Source organism: Acinetobacter sp. YH12063 (assembly GCF_013419715.1).
GTDB classification, from domain to species: domain Bacteria; phylum Pseudomonadota; class Gammaproteobacteria; order Pseudomonadales; family Moraxellaceae; genus Acinetobacter; species Acinetobacter amyesii.
The window spans coordinates 116,010-138,042 of record NZ_VOZO01000002.1 but is presented as its reverse complement, the minus strand read 5'-3'; the positions used below and the strand labels follow the sequence as shown (position 1 = coordinate 138,042).

Here is a 22,033-nt window from a genome sequence, read left to right as displayed (position 1 = left end):
CAAAACCCCAGTGACGATCGTTTTAAGATCGGTATATCCCTTTACCGGCACGACAACACGGGCATGTTTGGAGTACTTAAATGTACGCAGTAATCCAAAGCGGTGGTAAACAACACCGTGTAGTTGAGGGTGAAACCCTTAAAGTAGAATTATTGAAAGCTGAAACTGGCTCAACTGTTACTTTTGATGACGTGTTGATGCTTGTTAATGGTGACAGCATTCAAATTGGTGCACCAGTAGTAGCTGGCGCTAAAGTAACTGCTGAAGTAGTTAGCCATGGTCGTCACGACAAAATCCGCATTATCAAAATGCGTCGTCGTAAACACTATCGTAAACAACAAGGTCACCGTCAATGGTTCACTGAGTTGAAAATTACAGCTATTTCAGGCTAATTACGAGGAGTAAGTAGACATGGCAACTAAAAAAGCCGGTGGTTCGACTAAAAACGGTCGTGACTCGAACCCAAAAATGTTGGGTGTTAAAATCTACGGCGGTCAATCTGTGACTGCTGGTAACATCATCGTTCGTCAACGTGGTACTGAATTCCACGCTGGTGTAAATGTAGGTATGGGCCGTGACCATACTTTATTTGCAACTGCTGACGGCGTTGTAAAATTCGAAGTGAAAGGCCAATTCGGTCGTCGCTACGTATCTGTTGAAGCGTAAGCTTTAATAGAAAAAAACCCGCATTTTTTGCGGGTTTTTTTTCGTCTGAAGAAAATAGGTGGTATTTTTTAGATTGTTAAAAATGATGTTTATATCAATAAATAACCATAAATAGTTATTTAAATCACAAAATATAAAGAGCGTAATAGAGGGGTACAAATACAAGAAAAGGATAAGGACATGAATAAAATATTGAATACAGTTTTTATCAATGTTGACTATCAAAAACGAAATTGTCCTGATAAAAGCCAAAAAATTGTTTTAGAAAAGACACTAGCACTTGGTGAAGCGACTTCAATCGCTATTAAAACAGTACCAAAATTACTTGCTGTGAGTATTTTACTGTCATTGGGTTCAATCACTTGGGCTAGCGGTTCAGGAGAGCATACCTTAGGTGGTTCAACCTGTTCGAGTGGTTGTAATGATTCACATCAACATTCGGGCGGAAAAGGACACACAAGTCATGGGAATGGCAATGGTTATGGGCATGAGGGAGGAGGAAAACCTCATACTGGACCACAAGGACCACAAGGACCACAAGGACCACAAGGACCACAAGGTTTACAGGGCGAGCAAGGTATCCAAGGTGTGAAAGGTGATACTGGAGCGCAAGGTATCCAAGGTGTGAAAGGTGATACTGGAGCACAAGGTGAACAAGGTCTTCAAGGTTTACAGGGCGAGCAAGGTATTCAAGGTGTAAAAGGTGATACTGGAGCAACAGGTGAGACAGGAGCCACTGGATATAATGCTTATCAAGTTGCGCAAGTAAATGGTTTTGACGGTACCATTACCGAATGGCTCGCTAGCTTAAAAGGCGATATGGGGAATACAGGTATGACTGGTGCAACAGGTTTTAGTGCTTATGACGTTGCAGTTGGTAATGGTTTTGAAGGCAGCGTTACTCAATGGTTGGCCAGCCTTAAAGGAACAAATGGTACCAATGGGATCTCTAAAGAAGTAATGGATGCTGCTGACACCTATATCCTGAATGAAGCAAAAACTTATGTGAACCAAGTTGGGCAACAAACTCTTAACCAGGCAAACGCCTATACTGATAGTCGTGTAAACGCCTTGAATAGAGACATGCGAAAACTCGAAGATCGAACCTATGCAGCAGTGGCTTCAAGTATTGCAATCGCCTCCTTACCTCAACCCACAGATGCTGGATATAACATGTTCAGTGTAGGTATGGGGACTTGGGAAGGTTCACAAGGCTATGCAGTAGGTTTTAGTGGAGTAACTGAGAGCAATAAATATGTGTATAAATTGACTGCAACAGGGAACTCTGAAGGTGACTTTGGCGCTGGTGCATCGATCGGTTGGCAATGGAAATAACTCAATATTGGATTATTAAAATTGCTAAATCGTTGTTTAACTATTTGAAAGGCATTTGAATCAAATCAAGTGCCTTTTTATTTTATATTTCTCCATCATGATGAATAAAAAACAGCAATTTGCATTAATAACCATACAAAACTTCTTATTTTCTCTAAATTTAGTCAATGAAAGTGGTTTAAGATGGAGCCATCTAACAAATTGCGTTGATGCAAATATAAAAGGTGAATCTATGAAAATGCTTCGTAAAACCATCTGTGCTATGGCATTAGGTGCAGCGACACTGGCACCGGTTATGAGTACGACAGTATTCGCGGCACCAGTTGCAGCGTCGGAGCAGCAGGCAACTGCCAATTTGGTGAAACAATTATCGGGTATTAAAAGTTTTACTGCTAACTTTCAGCAAACTACAAAAGTGACCAACCCGAAAGCAACTCAAAAGAAAGGTTTAAGTGCTCAGCATATGAACCAGACTTTTACTGGGGTCATGAAAGTTCAGCGTCCGGGTAAATTCTATTGGGAAACAACCAGCCCATCTAAGCAAACCATTGCGACTACAGGTAAAACGGTTTGGATCTATGACCCAGACCTACAACAAGCGGTACGCCAAAGCTTAGATGACCAAGTTGCGAATACGCCTGCATTATTATTGTCAGGTAATACAGCTCAAATCATGAAGTCTTATCGTATTACACAGCCGAATAAGACCAAAACCTATTACACCTTATATCCAAAAAGTGATGATGGCGTGTTTCAAAGCTTAACCATTAGTTTTGGTGCGAAAAATGCGCCGACCTTAATGATTCTCCAAGACTCATTAGGTCAAACAACCCATGTACGTTTCAATAATGTGAAGGTCAATGCGTCTATTCCAGCATCAACTTTTAACTTTGTACCTCCAAAAGGTACGGACATTATTGATCAATAATTGTCATGAACGAAAAAAAGCAGACATCGGTCTGCTTTTTTTATGAAGAAATGTAAAGGACGCAAGCTGAATTTAAGTGAAATTTAGTAGTATGCTGATATTCACAGGTTGCTTAAATGAAGTGACTTGTGGTTTTGATTGTTGCTCTAGGGAACTTTGGGATGAAAAAAATCATATGAATAATATAGCTTGGGCTGTTTCAGCAGTGGTTTTAATCGGGTCATTAACGGCCTGTCATCCTCGAAACGAACCTGTTGAAGATGCAACAACGGAACAGAAACAAGCGGTCGTCGCTGATGCGATTCCACTTATTCAATCGAAATCAGTTGCGATGCAATTGCCGAAAGCACAAGCTTGCGATGCGGAAGGATGTACCCAGTATACGATTCAAACGGTTGAAACCAATGTTGATTGGATTAATCAATATTTTACTGACCGAATTAAAAAGGCAGATCCGATTGCATTTTCAACTGAGCCGAATCAAAAAATTGATTTATCGGACAAGACGGATGCAGGTTTAAGTCAAAGTACCACTTCTGTTCGATACATTAGTCAGTGGGGGCATATCGCAACTTTTGCGATCGAAAGCTATACCTACGCAGCGCATGCTGCTCATGGCATGTCGCATGTTGAATATGTCAATTTTGATTTAAAAGCCAAAAAACGTTTGGCTTTACAAGATGTCTTAGTCAAAGGTGCAGATGCGAAAGTGATTAGCGCACTTTTTGATGCTAACTATATGTGGTTAGATAGTCACGATATTGAACGTTCAAAACTTCAGTTAAGCGATAATTTTTATTATGGCGCGAACGGGATCGTATTTGCTTATCCATTGTATGAATTGGCGAGCTATGCAGAGGGCATGCCTGAGCTAAAACTTCCATATTTTATGGCTAAAGGGCTATTTAAACCTGAATATTTACCAAGTTTGCCAAATTACGACACCAAATAAGACAATTTGAGGCAAGATTATTGGTCTAATAAGGGGCACCTGTAAGCTCGGTCACTGTATTTTTAAGTGTTAAGAGCTTACACTATAGCCAGTTTTTTTCTTTACTTAAGATTGGCTATGATCGACCCGAAATTACTCAGAAATAATATTGAGGCTGTAAACTTAGCCTTAGCAAAACGTGGTGTTCAACTCAACGTAGCAGAGTGGGCAGACCTTGAAGCTCGCCGTAAGGAAATTCAGTCTAAAACTGAGTCGTTACAAGCTGAACGTAATGCTGGTGCAAAACAAGTTGGTCAAATTAAAAAAGCTGGCGGTGATGCATCTGAAATCATGGCACGTATGTCTGCTATTGGCGATGAAATTAAAGCGGCTGAACTCGCACTTTCTGAGCTTCAGGCTGAACTCGAAGCCAAATCTTTATCGATTCCAAATTTACCTCATGAGTCTGTGCCAGAAGGTAAAGACGAAAATGACAATGTTGAAGTTTTAAAATGGGGTACACCACGTCAGTTTGATTTTGAGATCAAAGACCATACTGACCTTGGTGAAATGATGGGCGGTTTAGAATTTGAAACCGCAACTAAATTGACTGGTACTCGTTTTAGCGTACTCAAAGGCCCATTGGCGCGTTTACAACGTGCAATTACCCAATTTATGTTAAATACACATACCTTGGAAAATGGCTATACCGAAGCTTATGTACCGTATTTGGTTAATGCAGACTCTTTACGTGGTACAGGTCAATTGCCTAAATTTGAAGAAGACTTATTTAAACTTCAAGGCGAAAAAGAATACTACCTGATCCCGACTGCAGAAGTGCCTGTAACCAACTTCGTGCGTGATGAAATCATTGATCCAGAACGTTTGCCATTAAAATATGCAGCGCATACGCCATGTTTCCGCAGTGAAGCGGGTTCGTATGGCCGTGATACACGTGGTTTGATCCGTCAACACCAATTTGACAAAGTAGAAATGGTTCAGATTGTAAAACCTGAAACTTCGATGGATGCTTTGGAAGAATTAACGGGTCATGCCGAAGGTATTCTTCAAGCATTAGGCTTACCATACCGTAAAGTCGTTCTGTGTGGCGGAGACATGGGCTTTGGTGCAATCAAAACTTATGATTTAGAAGTTTGGGTGCCAAGTCAAAATACCTACCGTGAAATTTCATCTTGCTCATGCATGGGTGACTTCCAAGCACGCCGTATGAAAGCGCGTTACCGTGCTGACCAAAAGAAAACTGAGTTTGTACACACGCTGAATGGTTCAGGTTTGGCAGTTGGTCGTACTTTACTTGCCGTGATGGAAAACTATCAACGTGCAGACGGTTCAATTGAAATTCCAGCAGTACTTCGTCCATATATGGGCGGTGCTGAATTTATCGATTAATAGTCGATAAAGTGCATACATTTGTGCACAAAAATTGCTTAAGACAATCAGATTTAAACTATTGAGGTCGTGTGTGGATATCTTTCCAATCTCTTTGAAGTTGCAGCAGCAACCTTGTCTGATTGTTGGTGGTGGTCGAATTGCATATAGAAAGGCTGTGCTGCTTGCAAAAGCGGGCGCTCAGCTGACAGTTTGCTCACCCGAAATTGAAGATGATTTATTGACCTTGGTTAATAAAACCCAAGGTCAATATCTCAACTCGATTTATCACGAATCGGTTTATCAAGAAAATGCCATTGCGCTTCGTCAGTTTCGTTTAGTGATTGCAGCAACCAATGACAAAGCGGTCAATCAGGCGGTTTTTGAAGCCTGCGAAGCTGAAAATGTCTTGGTTAATAGTGTCGATGATCCGCCGCATTGCCGTTTTATGGTTCCTGCGATCATTGACCGTTCTCCACTGGTCATCTCCGTTGCATCTAATGGCACATCGCCAGTACTCTCGCGCCAAATACGCACCCAGTTAGAAAGCTCGATTCCGCATGGCATGGGCAAACTGGCTGAGTTCTCAGGCCAATGGCGCGCAGCCGTTAAAGCCAAAATCGTCAATCCAGATGAACGCCGTATTTTTTGGGAAGACTTGTATGCAAGCCCGCTCAAAGAGCAGGTATTTAATGACAATTTGACTGAAGCCAATCGTTTGATTGAACAGGCCTTATTGGAATGGAAACAGCCGAAAGGTGAGGTGTATTTGGTTGGGGCGGGGCCGGGTGATCCAGAGCTATTGACTCTGAAAGCTTTACGCTTAATGCAGCAAGCAGATGTGGTGATTTACGATCGTTTGGTTTCACAGCCAATTATGGACCTCTGCCGTCGTGATGCCGAAAAAATCTACGTAGGTAAAGCTCGATCGAATCACGCAGTGCCACAGGAAGGCATTAATGCCTTACTAGTGAAATATGCAAGTGAAGGAAAACGCGTTTGCCGCTTAAAAGGCGGAGATCCGTTCATCTTTGGTCGCGGCGGTGAAGAAATTCAGGAGCTGTTTGCGGCAGGCGTTGCCTTCCAAGTGGTTCCGGGAATTACTGCTGCCTCTGGATGTTCGGCTTATGCAGGGATTCCTTTAACGCATCGTGATTATGCGCAAAGTGTACGCTTCTTGACAGGACATCTCAAAGAAGGTTCACCGGAGCTACCTTGGAATGAGTTGGTTTATCAAAATCAAACGCTCGTGCTGTATATGGGCTTGGTCGGTCTAGAAAAAATTTGTGAGAAACTCATTGCGCATGGGCAGCGTCCAGACATGCCTGTCGCATTGGTCTCTAAAGGGACGACACCTGAACAAAAAGTCGTGGTCGGGACATTGGCAGATATTGCATCTAAAGTCAGTGAATACCAAATTCAGGCGCCTACATTGACCATTATTGGTGATGTGGTGAGTCTGCGTGAACAACTTCAATGGCATGAGCGAGGATAAGCAACGCAACGCGTTGCCCGAGCGCAAGGCGAAGGCTATGCCTGAGCAAAGAGGATAAGCAAGTTCTGGTATTGTCCAATTGCAATGCGCAAGCTAAGCAAAGAGGATAAACAAGTTCTGGTATTATCCAATTGCAATGCGAAAGCTAAGCAAAGAGGATAAACAAGCGCTTGTAGTATCATCTAAACTTATGCTTTAGCTTTGTAACTATAGCCTGAGTTTTAAGCCATTATTTAACTAAAGAGTAGAGAAAAAAACTGTGATCCATGTTGTTTTATACGAGCCAGAAATTCCTGCAAATACAGGGAATATCATTCGTTTATGTGCCAATACTGGAGCGCAGTTGCATTTGGTCAAGCCATTAGGCTTTGAGCTGGATGATAAAAAACTTCGCCGCGCCGGTTTGGATTATCATGAATGGGCGCACATGAAAGTGTGGGAAAACTTTGAAGAATGCCTTGCGGGCTTAAAAGCGCAAGGTATTGAGATGGATGCCATTTATCCATTAACCACCAAAGGATTTGAAACACCGCATACCTCTAATCTAAATCGCCCTGTAGCATTGTTGATGGGGCCAGAAACACGTGGTTTGCCAGAAGATGTCCGTATGATGTTCCCGAAAGAACATTGGATTCGCCTGCCGATGGCACCAAATTCGCGTAGTTTAAACTTGTCTAATGCTACTGCTGTGATTTTATATGAAGCTTGGCGTCAGCAAGACTTTAAAGAATTGGTCTAAGTGTGATCTGTTCAAAAAGCCGCTCTATCGAGCGGCTTTTTTATTGGGAGTGAACACAGTGAACCATTTACAGCAATGAGGTTTTGTAAAATAAGGGCTTAAAAACTTCAGCATCAATATAAAAATGTGTATAAGAACACTGTGAAGAAATAAAACGGGTACTTAAAACTTGAAATCTATAAATTTAAAAGCTTTTGGTGTCGTATTTGCGACCGGATTCATTTCATCAATGAGTTGGGCTAATCCAACCGTATCAACCACAACGGAACAGACAGCAGTGACCGTCACTGCAACTACAGAAAATATTCCAGTTGTACCGAAGGTTGAGGTGATCAAGCCTTTTACTAAGGCTGAAATCCAGCAGGGCATGCTGGAAATGCAGCAAAGACAAAATCAGCGTATTGAGGAATGGGGAAAAACACTAAAAGCCGACGATTTTGAACGTTCATGGTATGGTGGTCGTCAATTGAAAAAGTCCAAGCGTCAGGAAGTTTGCGGGATCTATCAGGGTTTAGTGAATGAAACCTATGGGTTGGCACAAAAAAATAAAGCAAGATTGAGTCAAGCGGATCAAAAACAAATATCAGACCGCAACCAATTTATTCAAAGCTTAGGTTATGAAAATAATATCGTTGATACCAAGATGGGTTTTAATTGCCGCTTAAAATAAGTGATTTTTATCACTGCTTTGATTTATGTGAATGATCCATGTCCTTGATGTAAAAAATAAAGGACATGGAAAAGCTCGAGATACCTCATGAATTAATCAATTAAATTAAAGTCACTCAGTTCTGTTTGTAGATGTTTTGGATTGTTTGCAAACAGTAGTTGACCACTGGTGTATAACCAACCGAGTTGACCTTGCTGCTGGAGACGTTTCAGCAAGACGTCGTTAAATGTCGACGTTGCAAAGACAGTTTCACTAAAGACTTTAAACTCACCGACATTAGTGTTTTCACTGTCTTTCATAAACAGCATGCCGTTTTTGGTGGTTGAACTCATATCTAAAGCACGGCTGACTAAGCGGTAACCGTCTTTAGCTTGCTCATCGATCATCTCCTGTAATTTTATGCTGCGCTCTACACTATTGCTGCCGGTTGGGTAAGTTTTATAGCGATAGCTGTAAGTGCCATGGTGTGCGCTGCTATTTATACAGGTTGCAACTTTAGGACTATTTTGTTTGCCGTTCAGAACTTCAGGTCGTAAACCTGTGAAATAGCTTTTGAACTGAATAATACGGCAGCCTTGGGCACCCAGTGTATTGAGCATAGTTTCCAATTGCACTGGGTCTACGAGCGGGGAAACATAGCCGCTGTCGTAGGTATATGTCGCGGTATCGTTTTCCTTTTTAATGAAATAATCTTTGAAATTCAGGGCATTGGTCGGTCTGACGCTATGCAAGTATTGATAACCTGATTTGCCTTTTTCATTTAACTGATTACGCCATGTAAAATATATGTCAGCGGTAGAGGGTGCTGTACGGTCTGCAACAATATGATTGAAACGCGTATTTTCATTGGCAAGTTTCATGTAGTTATTAACATTACCATTGTCCAGGGTTTTAGTATCATAGCCAATTAACTTATAACCGCTTTGTCCCATTGTATTGAGCTGAGCCAAGAAGTTTACTGTGTCGGTGGTATTAATAAAATTCTCAGACTTAAAATCTGCAGTTGTGATTTTGGTTTTCGGTTTTAAATTGGTGAAGAATTCATTGGAATTTTTTGTATAGCAGCGGCTGTCCTTGAGTGGGTCGGTAATTAGACCTCGTTGCATGATGATATAGCTTGGATTTGAAATCGTCGCGTTAATTACACAGAAAGAATGATTATTTAAAAAAGTTAAAACGCGGTTGCTCGTCGCGCCACCTCTGACTGGTTGAAACTTAATCGAATGATATTCAAAGTTATTTAGTGTTGCAGCCGGCTGTATTTCACTTATAACCATGTCATGAAGTAATTGATAGCGTTTGGAAACAAATTCACCGCTGCAAGTTTTACTTGAACTATTGTGTACCGCATATTTTAGTTCTTCGTTCACTGCACTGACTGAGTTTTCACTGGTTTTATGAATTGAAATTTGTGGTAAATCGCAATTATTGTTACCGAGGGCAGAATTCCCTTGAATCCATTCTCCTGTGAATTTATCCGCTACAGTTGTTGGCGTTGGCGTTGGCGTTGGCGTTGGCGTTGGCGTTGGCGTTGGTGTAGGTGTAGGTGTAGGTGTAGGTGTAGGTGTAGGTGTAGGTGTAGGTGTAGGTGTCGCGCCATCATCATTGGAGCTTGATCCACCACAGCCCACCAATGTCGTAAATACAGCAGCGATAATGCTGATTTTGTGATTATTATTCATGACTAGTGCTCAATAGAGTAAAGTTGTTATGTACGGCTGATGCGGTTGTATAAACATTTAAAATCAAGATTTATTGAACAAGGTGTGATTCAATCCAGCCATTGCCATGTTCTGTAGTGACTTCTATCAAACCTGTTTTAGTCATGTTTCCCGCAAAAATAATATCTGCATTTTTTGACAGTTTATTAATGACTTGGCTCGATTTATCGGCAGTTTGATAAAGCGGTAGATTATTAATTTTAGGTCTAAGTTGCTGTCCCATACTGAAACCATTTGCAGCATAATTTGAATTAGTCGTGGCCTGACTGCCTGTCCATTCTTTTGCGGTATTCGATACTTCTTTGGATGTTTCATTAAATTGATTCAGTGTATTTCTTAAATCACGCATGGTATCGGCAAAACCTGCATATACTGATATTGAAGCTAAAGACAGACTGCTAACGATGACTAAATGACGAATTTTCATGAACTTTCTCCTTTACTTTGTTATGTCATTCCGCGTGATATCTGACGGATTCATAACATTCGCGGTGTTTAAATAATTATAAAATGCGAAAATTTAGCATTTTTAAAATAGATCATTTATACTTCACTTGTAAAGAGGGTGGAGTGGTGAAAATGAATGTAGAAAGCCAGAGTGAACATCTAAAGCAAAGTAAAAATTGGTATCAGTCCTTACCGACGGAATGGCAAAATTGGTTGAATGAAAATATTGAAAATGGTTGCGATGTACAGAAAATAAGTCTAATTTTACAATCACATGGATTAAGCCCAAGGGCGGATCAATACTTATTTTCTGATGCAGACCAACTTTCAGAACAGCTGCAAAATGAACTTTTGGAATACAGTCTTGAGGGCTTAGAGACAGATGAAATTTTAGAAAAAATTAAGCAAAAAAATATTTCAAATCATTTGATCATTCAGTTTCTAAAGCGTGTAAACAATAACGTAATTTTTAAAAAACTGAAGCAACTACAGCAACAGCAGAATAAACAGCGTTGGCTATTACAGGTGATGGGTCAATTGAATCAATTGAACGACCATATTCCATCCACAATCGATTGCATAGAAACACCTGATTTTGAAACATTTATAGAGCGGTATTATAGCCAGATGCGACCAGTCATTTTAAAAGGTGGGATACAACATTGGCCTGCATTGCATAAATGGAGTCCTGATTATTTTGCACAGCATTTTGAAAATGAGTTGGTTGAAGTCCAGATGCATCGTGAGCAGCATCAAGATTTTGAAAAAAAATTGGTACAATTGAAACGTATTATTTTGATGCAAGATTTTGTCGCACAAATTAAAGCCACTAAGCACAGCAATGACATTTATTTAACTGCGAATAACGCCGCTCAAAATAAGCAGTTCATGCAAAAGATTAGTGAAGATCTAGGTGACTTCGCCAAAGCTTATTGTCAAAAAGAGATCAAAGATCGACATTTTTTATGGTTTGGCCCTGCAGGCACATTTACACCACTGCATTATGACTTAACCAATAATATGTTGGCACAAATCTATGGACGTAAAAAAGTGACTTTGATTCCTGCATGGCAAATGCCGTATATGTATAACGATCATTGGGTATTCAGTCAGGTTTCAGACGTCGCAAAGGCTGATCTAGTAGCCTATCCACTGTTAGAAAATGTGACACCGTTCGAGTGCATTTTGCAACCAGGGGAAACCTTATTTATCCCAATTGGTTGGTGGCATAGTGTTGAAAGTTTAGATATCTCGATCAGTGTTTCTTTTACGCATTTTAATGTAAATAATCATTTTTTTACTGAATATCCTCAAGATCTCATCAGATAAAAATTGTGAAGTAGATTAAACAATGCGAAAATTTCACTTATGCAGTCTAATTTTCATGGCAATTCAATGAGCAAACTTCTCACTAATGAGGCAGATCAAAATTTACAGCAAGTATTGGTGCTGATGAATGAGCTGAGCCAATGGCTGATTCGCTCAGGTGTGGGATATACCGAGTTTACTGCTGCATTGAAACCGGTTTTTTTCCAACAAGCTGTACAAGAGTTAGAGCGTATCGATCAAAAACCGACGATTTCCGCGATCAGTTTACTTTCTGGCCTGCACCGTAAAGACGTGACTGCTTATAAAGAAGTGATTTCTGAGGGTAAGGATCTGACTGAAGCAACTGTTTCGGAGCCAATTAGTGTGCCATCACGTGTGATTGGTTTGTGGCTTGCAGAAGGCTGGGGGGATTCATTGCCCTTTAGTAGTGAGTCGGAAAATAGTTTTGAAATGTTAGTGAAACGTATCTCCACCGAGCGCCATCCACGTTCGGTACTCAATGAGCTTGTTCGTTTGGAAATTGCCACTGAAAAAGATGGACAGGTGTATTTACAACAACGTCGTTTTATTCCAGATCCTTCGCAGTTAGAAGCACGTAAAATTTTAACACGAAATGTTCAAGCGCATTTAGAAGCGGGTTTGCATAATTTATTGAATCCTGATGAAATACCTTACTTAGAACAAGCCATTTGTGCTGACGAATTAACAGAAGAATCGATTAATAAATTACATGAAATGAGCTTAGAGCTTTGGCAGAAATACTCACTACAACTTTTAAAACTTGCCGCGGAGCGTTGCGCAATGGATGACGGGAATCCTGAAGCAAATCGTGCATTTCGCTTTGGAGTTTATCAACATGATGCGAAAATTAAATTTTAAAATACTGACACTTTGCAGCCTGATGTCCATATTGTCAGGCTGTGAAATTGATTTTTTTTCGAGCGGTGGGGTAACGATCGAAGGCACAGGTGATCCAATCATTGATATCGGTCATGCAGGGGATGGCCGCGGAACAATTATCTTGGGGACACGATATTTAGAGTTTTCAGCTTCCGTGCAGGATTCTTGTTATGGCGTGGAACGTAAATTAGCCTTCCTCAATCCATTTGATCGTCAGTCGATTGACACAAAAACGTATGTAGAAATACCTGCTGCCCAAGCGGATCTTAATTCGCAAAATGTTCAATTGATCTTAAAAAATACCAATAGCGTACCAGTCACCATTCATTTGCAATGTGATATGCCATTAACCATGCAATTATTCGAGCAGGTTAGACCATATTTTCCAAAACAAGTATGTGATACACCTATAGATATCAAACTCTATCCACAACAACAGCATATATTTGAAGCAGCTGTAAATTTAGAGACTGTTGAAGATGGTATATGGTCACACGGTGATGGAGCATCGGTTGAATTAAAAGGCAATACACCAGACAAGTGTGAAGAAATTTCAATTCAATTTCAGCAATCTAGAAAATTCATACAACCTTAATTGGTATATTTAAAACAAAAAAGGCGCTTAAAGCGCCTTTTTTATGAGATGGAAAACTTATAGTTTGTCATCAAATTCGTTATGTTGTGGTGCAGGGTGTTTAAAACCTTTAGTTTTATAACCAAGGTATAAAATACCGAACATTGCCCACCATAAACCATATTTCAATGCAGTTTCTTCAATTTCTAACCACATCGCAAAGATACTGATAAAGCCAAGCATTGGAATAACGACAAAGCTAAAAATATCTTTGGCTGTTTTTGTGCGGCCATCACGAAGTGCATAACGTGAAATCACAGATAAGTTCACGAAAGTAAAGGCTGTCAATGCACCAAAACTAATCATCGAAATGACAATATCAAGATCCATAAAGCCCGCAGTTAATGCAACCGCACCTACAATCATGATGTTGTACGATGGTGTGAAGTTTTTCGGACTAATATGACCAAAGATCTTCTTGTTAATGACGCCATCACGCCCCATTACGTACATCAGACGTGATACACCGGCATGTGCAGAAATACCTGATGCCATTACTGTCACAATCGCAAAAGTTAAAACATAGGATTGGAACAGTGAGCCGCCGACGAGCAAGAGTATCTCTGGCTGTGTTTCAGCAATATTCTTGAAATAGTTACCCGGCTCAGCAGGGAAGAACAGCTGCATGAAGTAGGTACTAATAATGAAGATAATCCCTGCGATTAAAGCAGTTAAGAAAATCGCTTTCGGCAGTGTTTTCTCAGTATCTTTTGTTTCTTCTGCCAATGAACTTAATGAGTCAAAACCAGTGAACGAGAAGCACAGTAATGTTGCACCTGTAATCAGCGCACCCACAGACGTCAGCTCATTCCAGAATGGCTCAAGGCTCCATAATTGGTAGCGTTCTGCCGCAGAAATCGGGCCATCAGCATTGAAGCCCATTTGAAGCTTGCTGTAGACCATCCACGTGAAAATACCAATTACTAATAACTGCACAAGTACAATCAGGCTGTTAAAGTTAGCAACAAAACGCGCGCCGCGTAAGTTAATTCCAGTCATGAATGCCGTTAGCACAATGACCCATACCCAGTGGTTTACTGTTGGAAATAGTGCTTCAAGGTAAATCACTGCAAGAATAATATTCACCATTGGAGACAGCAGGTAATCTAGCCATGATGACCAGCCCACCATGAAACCAACGTTCGGGTGAATGGATTTTTGAGCATAGGTATACGCCGAACCCGATGATGGATAGCGACGGATCATATGTCCATAACTGATAGAGGTAAACAAAATTGCAATCAGGGCAATAATGTAAGATGTCGGCACGTGTCGATGACTTTCTTCAGAAACTAGACCGAAGGTATCGAACAAGGTCATCGGCTGAATATAAGCCAAACCAATAATAATAATGTGCCAGAGTCCAAGCGTTTTTTGCAGTTTAGCTGCCGATTGAGTCCCAGAGATATTTGTCAACGGCGTTATCCTCTTATCGTTGATCAAGGATCAGTCATATTCTAAGGATCGTTTGAGACGAACGATCCCCCCTACGTTTTAAAACAAAAGTGCGCCAATCTACTCCAAATTGGTACATTTTGTCAGTAACTTTGAAATTATTTTTAGCAGAAATTATGCCAGTTTGATTAAAAAATAACTGATATTGTGTTCTGCAAGTGAAAAGCCCGATGTTTAAAAAAACATCAGGCTTAATTTTTCGCTATATTCGCTTATTTTTCAGCAATTACCAAGCTTTTTTTAGAATAGTTTTGAGGTCTTCTAAGCTGGCTTCTTTAGGATTATAAATAATCGATCCATCATTCAGTGCTTTCTCTGCCACTTCATCTAATTGAGCTTCTGTCACCTTGCCAGTTTCACTCAAAGTACGAGGTAATTTGGTCAAACTAAACAAGCGGTCACGCATGGCTAAAAGTGTTGAAATGGCTTTTTCAGCGCGGAGGTTGGCCGGCGTTTGTGCATAAATATCAGGGCCAGCCAGTGGTAATAGCAATTCAGCAATCTTATCGCCATTTACTTCTTTGTTGTATTCCAACACATACGGCAGGAATAAGTTCATGCATAAGCCGTGGGGCAGGTGAGCGACTGCACCCAGTGCATGACCTAATGAATGCACTAATCCAACCATCGAATTCGAAAATGCAATTCCTGCCATCGTAGAAGCTTGTGCAAGTTCTAAGCGACCATGTGCATCGCTGGTATTATCTAATACACCAAATAAGCTATTGCTAATTTTCTTGATTGCGGCAGTTGCATAGGCATCTGAAATCGGGTTCGCCGCCATGCACGTATAGGCTTCAATGGCATGCGTCATCGCATCCATCGCTGTCATCGCCGTAAGATGGGGTGGCAAAGTTTGCGTCATACGTGGGTCAAGAATTGCCGCATGTGGCATCAAATAATTCGATGCAAAGGCCATTTTTACATTCTTTTCAGGGTCAGAAACCACAGCGACCATAGTCACTTCTGAACCTGTACCCGAGGTTGTTGGAATCACAAAAAATGGTTTTAACGGTTTTGGTAAGTTGTGCGCACCTGAGTATTTCAGTAAGTCATCGCCACCTTCAGACACCAAGATATTGGTTGCCTTAGAGGTATCAATGACTGAACCGCCACCGACTGCAATAATGGCATCACATTGGTTGTCGCGGTAAAGTTGAGCCGCTTTACGTACGGTTTCTAAACTTGAGTCTGGCGGAACATCATCAAAAATATAGCCAATCACCGTCTCGGTACTTTCAAATGCCGCTTCAATCGGTGCAAGTAATTGATTACTGCGAACACCTTTGTCAGTAATGATCATGGGACGTTTAGCACCCAAAGTAGACAGTTCGAATGGGATGTGTTCTAAAGCAGCATGGCCAGCAATCACTTTTACAGGACAGAAAAATTCGTAATATGGTTTAGCCATGTGTTATGCGCTCCGTTTTAAATAAGACTGGGCTACTTTTAAATAAATATTTGCAGCACCGCTCAGTTTTTCTTTTAGGCTTAAATGTGTTGGATATTCTTTGACAGCCAATTCAGCCACCAATTTAGGTAAAATTAACGCTTCCATTTTGTTGAGACAACGCACCAGTCGGATGGCATAAGACAAATCACCATCGGCGATCATGCGGTCATTGGCAAAGGCTTGTGCGGTACTTTCTTGAAATGAGAAGACCAAAAAGGCATGATTCAAATGCTTAAACGTAATGGTTAAGTCAGGCTTTTGAGTGCCGGGTGTGAGGAGTTTGAGTTGATGGTCTTCCGTGACTTGCGCGACAAATGCAGCGCCATTAGGAAAAACATTCATAGATAAAATAAAATTAACTGGAAATTTAGCAACTTCTTGTTTAATTTCTTCATCGACCTGGCTCGCCATGACCAGACCTCTGCCAATCACATCCATCATGAGTTTGACATAGGCCTGCTGGAGCGCGGGTTTAACGGATTTAGTTGCAATCACGTGTACATCCCTTATCTATAATTATTAATTTAGAGCTTTTACTCTAAATTATTTTATTTGAGAAAGCAAAGTCTTTTATAGTTGTTTGATTGTTACGTCTTTAAAGTAACCACTGTTTTTCAAAGTATCAATGATATCGACGCATAAGTTTTCAAATTTAGGGTAATCCTGTACTAAATCTTGTATACGAACCATTTCTAATCCAGCATAGCCACATGGATTAATGGTATGAAAACCAAATAGATCACAATCGATATTCAGTGCCAAACCGTGATAACTGCGGCCTTTACGAATTTTAAAACCGAGAGAACCAATTTTGCGTTCTGCAACATAAACACCGGGTGCATCAGGCTTGGCATAAGCGTCGATGCCGTACTTTTTCAGCAGTTCGATCATCAAGTTTTCTGCATAGGAAACCAGCGTACGCACGTTCCAACCTAAGCGATTTAAGTCAAACATGAAATAAGCCACCAACTGACCCGGTCCATGCCAAGTGACTTGTCCACCACGGTCTGTTTGTACCACAGGGATGTTACTTTGCACCAAAATATGTTCAGGTTTGCCAGCTTGCCCCTGAGTTAATACATCGGGATGTTGCAATATCCACAGCTCATCAGGTGAGTTTTCATCTCGCTGTTCAGTGAGAGTTTTCATCTCTAAAAAGCGGTCTGCATAAGGGGTAAGGTGGTTATATTGACGAATAATTAATTCGGGTTTTTGAACAGTTTCAGTCACGTATTTCGTGTCCTTTTCTATCAAAGTTATGTATGGATTATAATGAATTAAGCGTACAAAAGGGGGTTAAATACTGAATACTTGAAGGGATTACTATTGCATTTAGACATAAAAAAACACGCTCTAAAGCGTGCTTTTTTAATTGCATCAACAGAATTACAGCGCAGTACGAATGTGTTTACAAGCTGCTAAATCCGCATAGACCGCATGTACTTGTTCTAACTCTTCGAAACGTAATTGAGCAGTAATTGAATGATATTTACCTGTGCGAGATGGCGTTACAGTCATTTTGCTGCCATCAAAATCAGGAAAATGTTTAACAAAAATTTCATTCACTGCTAGGCGAAGTTCTTCACCTGCATTACCAATCAATTTAATTGGGTAGTCCATAGGGAAGACCCAAAGATGCTCTTGCAATTCACGTGAAGGAGCGCGATTAGTCATATCAGTCATGGGACACCTCATTATTTAAAAATACCTGCAATGAGCAGGTATTTGGAATCATTTGCTACATGCTCATAATATGGGGTGGAAAACCCCATATTCAAGCCTGCATTGTCCTAGTTATAGGTTAGTCATTCTCAAGGAATGAACGCAAATGCTCTGAACGTGATGGATGGCGAAGTTTACGTAAAGCTTTCGCTTCAATCTGACGAATACGTTCACGTGTTACGTCAAACTGTTTACCAACTTCTTCCAGAGTATGGTCTGTTGGCATATCGATACCAAAACGCATCTTCAAGACTTTTGCTTCACGTTCAGTCAAGTTTTCAAGAACTTCACGTGTTGCTTCTTTTAAGCCTTCAGACGTTGCAGCATCAATCGGAGAGGTAATGTTGCCGTCTTCAATGAAGTCACCAAGATGCGAATCTTCATCATCACCAATTGGTGTTTCCATTGAAATTGGTTCTTTCGCGATTTTAAGCACTTTACGAACTTTCACTTCGTCCATTTCTAGACGTTCACCTAATTCTTCAGGTGTCGGTTCACGACCCATTTCTTGAAGAAGTTGGCGAGATACACGATTGATCTTGTTAATGGTTTCGATCATGTGTACTGGAATACGAATAGTACGTGCTTGGTCGGCAATAGAACGCGTAATCGCCTGACGAATCCACCAAGTTGCATAAGTAGAGAACTTATAACCACGACGATATTCGAATTTATCCACCGCTTTCATCAAGCCGATGTTACCTTCTTGGATCAAGTCGAGGAATTGCAAACCACGGTTGGTGTATTTTTTTGCAATCGAAATTACCAAACGTAAGTTGGCTTCAACCATTTCCTTTTTCGCACGACGAGCTTTCGCTTCACCAATCGACATACGTTTAGAAATGTCTTTGATGCCTTTAACATCTAAGCCAAGTTCTTTTTCGATGTCAGCGATTTTTTGTTGGAATGCAAGAACGTCAGGGCGGACTTTTTCAAGATAGCCTTTCATTTCTGCAGGTGCTTTAGCAATTTGTTCATCTAACCAAGCAAAGTTAGATTCTTGACCTGGGAAAGACGTACGGAATTGAGTACGGTCCATACGACCACGGCGTACTGCATAACGCATGACTTCACGTTCAGAAGTACGGATTTGGTCATGAGTATTACGGATCAAATCAGAGATGATATCGAATAAACGTGGTGTAAATTTGAACATCATGAACACAGTCGCAAGTGCTTCAAGTGCAGCAGCAGCTTCTTTACTGTTACGTCCATTTTTTTCAATAGCAGCTTTAGTCACTAACCATGCTTGTTCGAGCTCAGTAAAACGTGCTTTAGCAATTTCAGGATCTGGACCAGATTCGCCTTCAGAATCATCATCACCTTCAGACTCTTCGTCTTCATCGTCATCATCAAGTTTGACATCTTTGGTCGGCTTGTTGGTAGACGCTTCGTCTTCATCGATCTCAGAATCTTCTTCGTCGATCACTTCAGGGATGGCTTCGTCAGATTCAGGATCTAAATAACCAGAAAGAATATCAGCTAAACGGCGTTCACCCGCTTCATAATCTTTGTATTCTTGCAGTACAACTTCGACCGCATTTGGCCAATAAGCAATAGAGTGTAAAACGTCACGAATACCTTCTTCGATACGTTTTGCAATGCTAATTTCGCCTTCACGTGTCAAAAGTTCAACTGTACCCATTTCGCGCATGTACATACGCACAGGGTCAGTGGTACGACCGGGTTCATTTTCAACAGATGCAAGTACAGCAGCGGCTTCTTCTTCAGCAACTTCGTCAGTCGCTTCGCTGCCACCTTCAAACATTGTATCGTCAGATTCTGGTGCACGATCATGTACCGGAATACCCACGTCATTCAACATCTGAATGATGTCTTCAATCTGTTCACTTTCGGTGATTGAGTCCGGGAGATGATCGTTAACCTCGGCGAAAGTTAGGTAACCTTGCTCTTTGCCTCGGCTAATCAGAGCCGCTACTTGAGAAGTAGGGGAAGTCATATCGCTCATCTTTGCTTACTCTTCGTTGAATCTGTGGCAGTAAAAAACCGTGCATTTTAGCACGATCGTCTCATTAAATCTTGTGAATAGCTGGCTTATCCCATTAGGACGGTACAGCATCAAGCTGTCCAATGAGATATTAAAAATTTAAATTCAGTAATTTAGGTGGGGCTGAAATTGTTGTTTTCAAGTTCATCCCATGCATCGATTATTTTATGGGTCAACTGTGACTGTCATAAAAATGAAGGACGCAGGGTGGATTATATCATGCCACAGGTTTTGGTAAGAAAAAAAGCCCTATTTTTAAAGTTTAGATGTTAAAAAAACAAATAAAACTTGACAATATTTTATATCCCATATAAATAGCGGCTAGACCCCTTCAATTTTTTTCATTATGAGGTAGTTTTGGTGTCTTCTACAGATTTTGAACTAGATGATAACTACGGTGATGATGATGTGAATTTCGATGAGGCCAGTGCAAAAACTAGCGCGAAAGAATCGTTAGAAAAGCGCCGACTTATTGATGACCTTCTGGCTCAGCGCCGTCTTGAACGTGAGCTTAAAGATTTTGATTACGACATCGACGATGACGATGATTTTGATGACGAAGAAGACTAAATAGCGATTTAGCATAGCGCTTGAAAATGCTATGCTTACGCATTAAGTTTCTAACTCTGGATTTGAAATGAGTGCTTTAGATTTAGACCTTTTGAGTGACTATCTAGACGGCGATGACAACGAGCATGGTCTAGATTTTGCAGCGACTCATGGTTTTTTGTGTGCAATTGCAGTAGGCCCAGCTTTTGATAAATGGCTAGACGAACTTTTTGATAACAATCAGAAAAAAGTACCTGCTGAAATTATTGCGCAAGTAAAAGCATGGCTCGAATCGATTCGTCAGAATCTTGCCAATGAAGATGGTATTGAATTTCCATTTGAAATTGAAGAAGCCGATGTTGAATCAAGTCTTGGTGACTGGAGTGTTGGCTTCGTTGATGCCATGTTCCTAAACGAAGATGCATGGTTCACCGACGAGTTTGAAGAACAATTGGTTGATTTAACTTTGCCAATCATGGTGTTCAGCGGCATTGATGAAGAAGATCCACAAATGGAATCTTTCCGTCGCAATGGTCAGTTGATGGATGAACTTGCAGAAGAAATCCCAACCAATTTGAACGAATTATATTTGATGTATCACACACCAAATTAATTGCGACGAAATTTAAAAAAAGCACCTTGGGGTGCTTTTTTAAGCGCTGTACTTTTTTAATTCAAAATCAATCTTAATGCTTAACTGCGTTGGGCTTTTAAGAAGCTTTTCGCCATCCATCCAAAAGATAAAGCCAACACGAGATAATGGATAAGTAGCGTAAAGCTGATAGCAAGCAGCCAGACCCAAGCGGGTAATTGCGTTAGCACCATTTGAATAAAGGCTTGGGTTTCTGGGAAGATTAAGAGACAAATGACGGTTGCGACGACACTAATCAGTACCGAAGCCAAAATACAGCTCCAAATCAGGGTTTTCTTTTCAGCCTTATCTGGCACTCGCTTATGGTCTTTGACAAAGCTGGATGCCGCAGAAAAACCGCCCACGATGAGACAGGTAATAGATGAACCACCGGGTAAATTAAAGAAAGATTCAATGGCTGCGACAGCGACCATGGCGAGGGCATAAGCAATGCTAAATGTGATGATGTATTTTTTCATTATTTAATGTTCATGTTTTCGTTTTATAAAGAGCGAGTATAGCTTGCCCGAAGTTTCTTCATTGAATTTTAAGTTTCAGTGAAGGGTATTGATTCAAATTCTAACGGAATAAGTTAAAAAAATTTATAATTTTTTAGCGCAGTAGTCTGCATACCAACCGTAGGCAATATGAAATATCGTGCCATGAATGGCGACCATGCAGAGCATAACTACAGCAGTTAGCCCAATGCCTGCATTATCCACAGACTTCATAATGCTTTCGGCATTGGGATTCATCAGCACCAAGAACAGCACAAAAAAGCTACCAATGATGATTGCAACGGCACTGGAGCCCCAAACCAGTTGGATCTTTTCATGGTTGCTAGGCACACGTTGTTCTTTCTTTACAAAATGCCCAACGCTGATTAATGCACATGCCACCAATGTAGGAATTAATGTAATACCACCAAGATTTAATCCAAAAATTAATACGGTAATCAAAAGCACCAAGGCGATGCTATAAACAGCAGCAAAGTGTAGGAGATAGTGTTTCATTTAAGCCCCAAAACAAAA

At 40.7% G+C, this 22,033-nt stretch carries 24 protein-coding genes; 14 read left to right on the top strand and 10 right to left on the bottom strand.

Annotation, left to right across the window (positions count from 1 at the left end; translation table 11 throughout):
• Positions 1-80 precede the first annotated feature (80 nt).
• From rplU to FTU12_RS03515, 9 genes are all read left to right on the top strand, one after another.
• Positions 81-392 carry a 50S ribosomal protein L21 gene (gene rplU / locus FTU12_RS03555; RefSeq protein ID WP_078191390.1) on the top strand — a complete coding sequence of 104 codons (312 nt, stop codon included), beginning with the start codon at positions 81-83 and terminating at the stop codon, positions 390-392.
• Positions 393-411: 19 nt separating this feature from the next.
• Complete coding sequence (rpmA, locus tag FTU12_RS03550; RefSeq protein WP_067764378.1) at positions 412-666, top strand: 50S ribosomal protein L27; 255 nt, start codon at positions 412-414, stop codon at positions 664-666.
• Between the two features lie 180 nt (positions 667-846).
• Complete coding sequence (locus FTU12_RS16405; RefSeq protein WP_257227279.1) at positions 847-2,001, top strand: YadA-like family protein; 1,155 nt, start codon at positions 847-849, stop codon at positions 1,999-2,001.
• Between the two features lie 232 nt (positions 2,002-2,233).
• A complete protein-coding gene (lolA, locus tag FTU12_RS03540; protein WP_111885313.1) occupies positions 2,234-2,929 on the top strand; it encodes an outer membrane lipoprotein chaperone LolA in 696 nt (231 codons plus the stop codon).
• Between the two features lie 175 nt (positions 2,930-3,104).
• Positions 3,105-3,881 (top strand): RsiV family protein, encoded by a 777-nt coding sequence (locus tag FTU12_RS03535; protein WP_180113760.1) that lies wholly within the window; start codon positions 3,105-3,107, stop codon positions 3,879-3,881.
• A gap of 117 nt (positions 3,882-3,998) precedes the next feature.
• Positions 3,999-5,270, top strand: a complete 1,272-nt coding sequence (gene serS / locus FTU12_RS03530; RefSeq protein ID WP_180113759.1) for a serine--tRNA ligase — start codon at positions 3,999-4,001, stop codon at positions 5,268-5,270.
• 73 nt (positions 5,271-5,343) lie between these two features.
• Positions 5,344-6,744 carry a siroheme synthase CysG gene (gene cysG, locus FTU12_RS03525; protein WP_180034463.1) on the top strand — a complete coding sequence of 467 codons (1,401 nt, stop codon included), beginning with the start codon at positions 5,344-5,346 and terminating at the stop codon, positions 6,742-6,744.
• 259 nt (positions 6,745-7,003) lie between these two features.
• A complete protein-coding gene (locus tag FTU12_RS03520; protein WP_111885295.1) occupies positions 7,004-7,483 on the top strand; it encodes a tRNA (cytidine(34)-2'-O)-methyltransferase in 480 nt (159 codons plus the stop codon).
• A gap of 229 nt (positions 7,484-7,712) precedes the next feature.
• Entirely contained in the window at positions 7,713-8,153 is a 441-nt protein-coding gene (locus FTU12_RS03515) for a hypothetical protein (protein ID WP_257227073.1), read from the top strand.
• 92 nt (positions 8,154-8,245) lie between these two features.
• Here FTU12_RS03515 and FTU12_RS03510 read toward each other — a convergent pair whose 3' ends face one another.
• Together FTU12_RS03510 and FTU12_RS03505 are read right to left on the bottom strand one after the other, a co-directional pair.
• Positions 8,246-9,835, bottom strand: a complete 1,590-nt coding sequence (locus tag FTU12_RS03510; RefSeq protein WP_180109064.1) for a PT dipeptide repeat lipoprotein — start codon at positions 9,833-9,835, stop codon at positions 8,246-8,248.
• 70 nt (positions 9,836-9,905) lie between these two features.
• Positions 9,906-10,301: a hypothetical protein gene (locus FTU12_RS03505; RefSeq protein WP_180074202.1), complete on the bottom strand. Its 396-nt coding sequence runs from the start codon at positions 10,299-10,301 to the stop codon at positions 9,906-9,908.
• Between the two features lie 152 nt (positions 10,302-10,453).
• Here FTU12_RS03505 and FTU12_RS03500 point away from each other — a divergent pair, with 152 nt between their 5' ends.
• The 3 genes from FTU12_RS03500 to FTU12_RS03490 all read left to right on the top strand — a co-directional run bounded on the left by FTU12_RS03500 (position 10,454) and on the right by FTU12_RS03490 (position 13,145).
• Positions 10,454-11,650 (top strand): cupin-like domain-containing protein, encoded by a 1,197-nt coding sequence (locus FTU12_RS03500; RefSeq protein WP_180113758.1) that lies wholly within the window; start codon positions 10,454-10,456, stop codon positions 11,648-11,650.
• 66 nt (positions 11,651-11,716) lie between these two features.
• The gene (locus tag FTU12_RS03495; RefSeq protein ID WP_180007579.1) at positions 11,717-12,529 is read left to right on the top strand and encodes a DUF6502 family protein; all 813 of its coding nucleotides are present in this window, start codon (positions 11,717-11,719) and stop codon (positions 12,527-12,529) included.
• Positions 12,507-13,145 carry a hypothetical protein gene (locus FTU12_RS03490; RefSeq protein ID WP_180025802.1) on the top strand — a complete coding sequence of 213 codons (639 nt, stop codon included), beginning with the start codon at positions 12,507-12,509 and terminating at the stop codon, positions 13,143-13,145. The genes FTU12_RS03495 and FTU12_RS03490 overlap by 23 nt, the downstream gene beginning before the upstream one ends.
• A gap of 57 nt (positions 13,146-13,202) precedes the next feature.
• On the opposite strand, the gene FTU12_RS03485 is transcribed toward FTU12_RS03490, so the two are convergent.
• From FTU12_RS03485 to rpoD, 6 genes are all read right to left on the bottom strand, one after another.
• The gene (locus FTU12_RS03485) at positions 13,203-14,600 is read right to left on the bottom strand and encodes an APC family permease (protein ID WP_168378115.1); all 1,398 of its coding nucleotides are present in this window, start codon (positions 14,598-14,600) and stop codon (positions 13,203-13,205) included.
• Between the two features lie 265 nt (positions 14,601-14,865).
• Complete coding sequence (locus tag FTU12_RS03480) at positions 14,866-16,050, bottom strand: iron-containing alcohol dehydrogenase (RefSeq protein WP_111885299.1); 1,185 nt, start codon at positions 16,048-16,050, stop codon at positions 14,866-14,868.
• 3 nt (positions 16,051-16,053) lie between these two features.
• Entirely contained in the window at positions 16,054-16,587 is a 534-nt protein-coding gene (locus tag FTU12_RS03475) for a hypothetical protein (RefSeq protein ID WP_180011534.1), read from the bottom strand.
• 75 nt (positions 16,588-16,662) lie between these two features.
• Positions 16,663-17,322, bottom strand: coding sequence for a lipoyl(octanoyl) transferase LipB (gene lipB, locus FTU12_RS03470; RefSeq protein WP_180048752.1), 660 nt, complete (start codon positions 17,320-17,322; stop codon positions 16,663-16,665).
• Between the two features lie 156 nt (positions 17,323-17,478).
• Positions 17,479-17,766, bottom strand: coding sequence for a YbeD family protein (locus FTU12_RS03465; protein WP_078191448.1), 288 nt, complete (start codon positions 17,764-17,766; stop codon positions 17,479-17,481).
• A 127-nt stretch (positions 17,767-17,893) separates the two neighbouring features.
• Complete coding sequence (gene rpoD, locus FTU12_RS03460; protein WP_078191374.1) at positions 17,894-19,783, bottom strand: RNA polymerase sigma factor RpoD; 1,890 nt, start codon at positions 19,781-19,783, stop codon at positions 17,894-17,896.
• Between the two features lie 399 nt (positions 19,784-20,182).
• Here rpoD and FTU12_RS03455 point away from each other — a divergent pair, with 399 nt between their 5' ends.
• Entirely contained in the window at positions 20,183-20,392 is a 210-nt protein-coding gene (locus FTU12_RS03455; protein ID WP_078191373.1) for a PA3496 family putative envelope integrity protein, read from the top strand.
• 67 nt (positions 20,393-20,459) lie between these two features.
• A complete protein-coding gene (locus FTU12_RS03450; RefSeq protein ID WP_078191372.1) occupies positions 20,460-20,984 on the top strand; it encodes a YecA family protein in 525 nt (174 codons plus the stop codon).
• Between the two features lie 80 nt (positions 20,985-21,064).
• Here FTU12_RS03450 and FTU12_RS03445 read toward each other — a convergent pair whose 3' ends face one another.
• Positions 21,065-21,481: an ABZJ_00895 family protein gene (locus FTU12_RS03445; protein ID WP_180113757.1), complete on the bottom strand. Its 417-nt coding sequence runs from the start codon at positions 21,479-21,481 to the stop codon at positions 21,065-21,067.
• A gap of 123 nt (positions 21,482-21,604) precedes the next feature.
• Positions 21,605-22,015, bottom strand: a complete 411-nt coding sequence (locus FTU12_RS03440) for an ABZJ_00895 family protein (RefSeq protein ID WP_078192189.1) — start codon at positions 22,013-22,015, stop codon at positions 21,605-21,607.
• Positions 22,016-22,033: the final 18 nt, after the last annotated feature.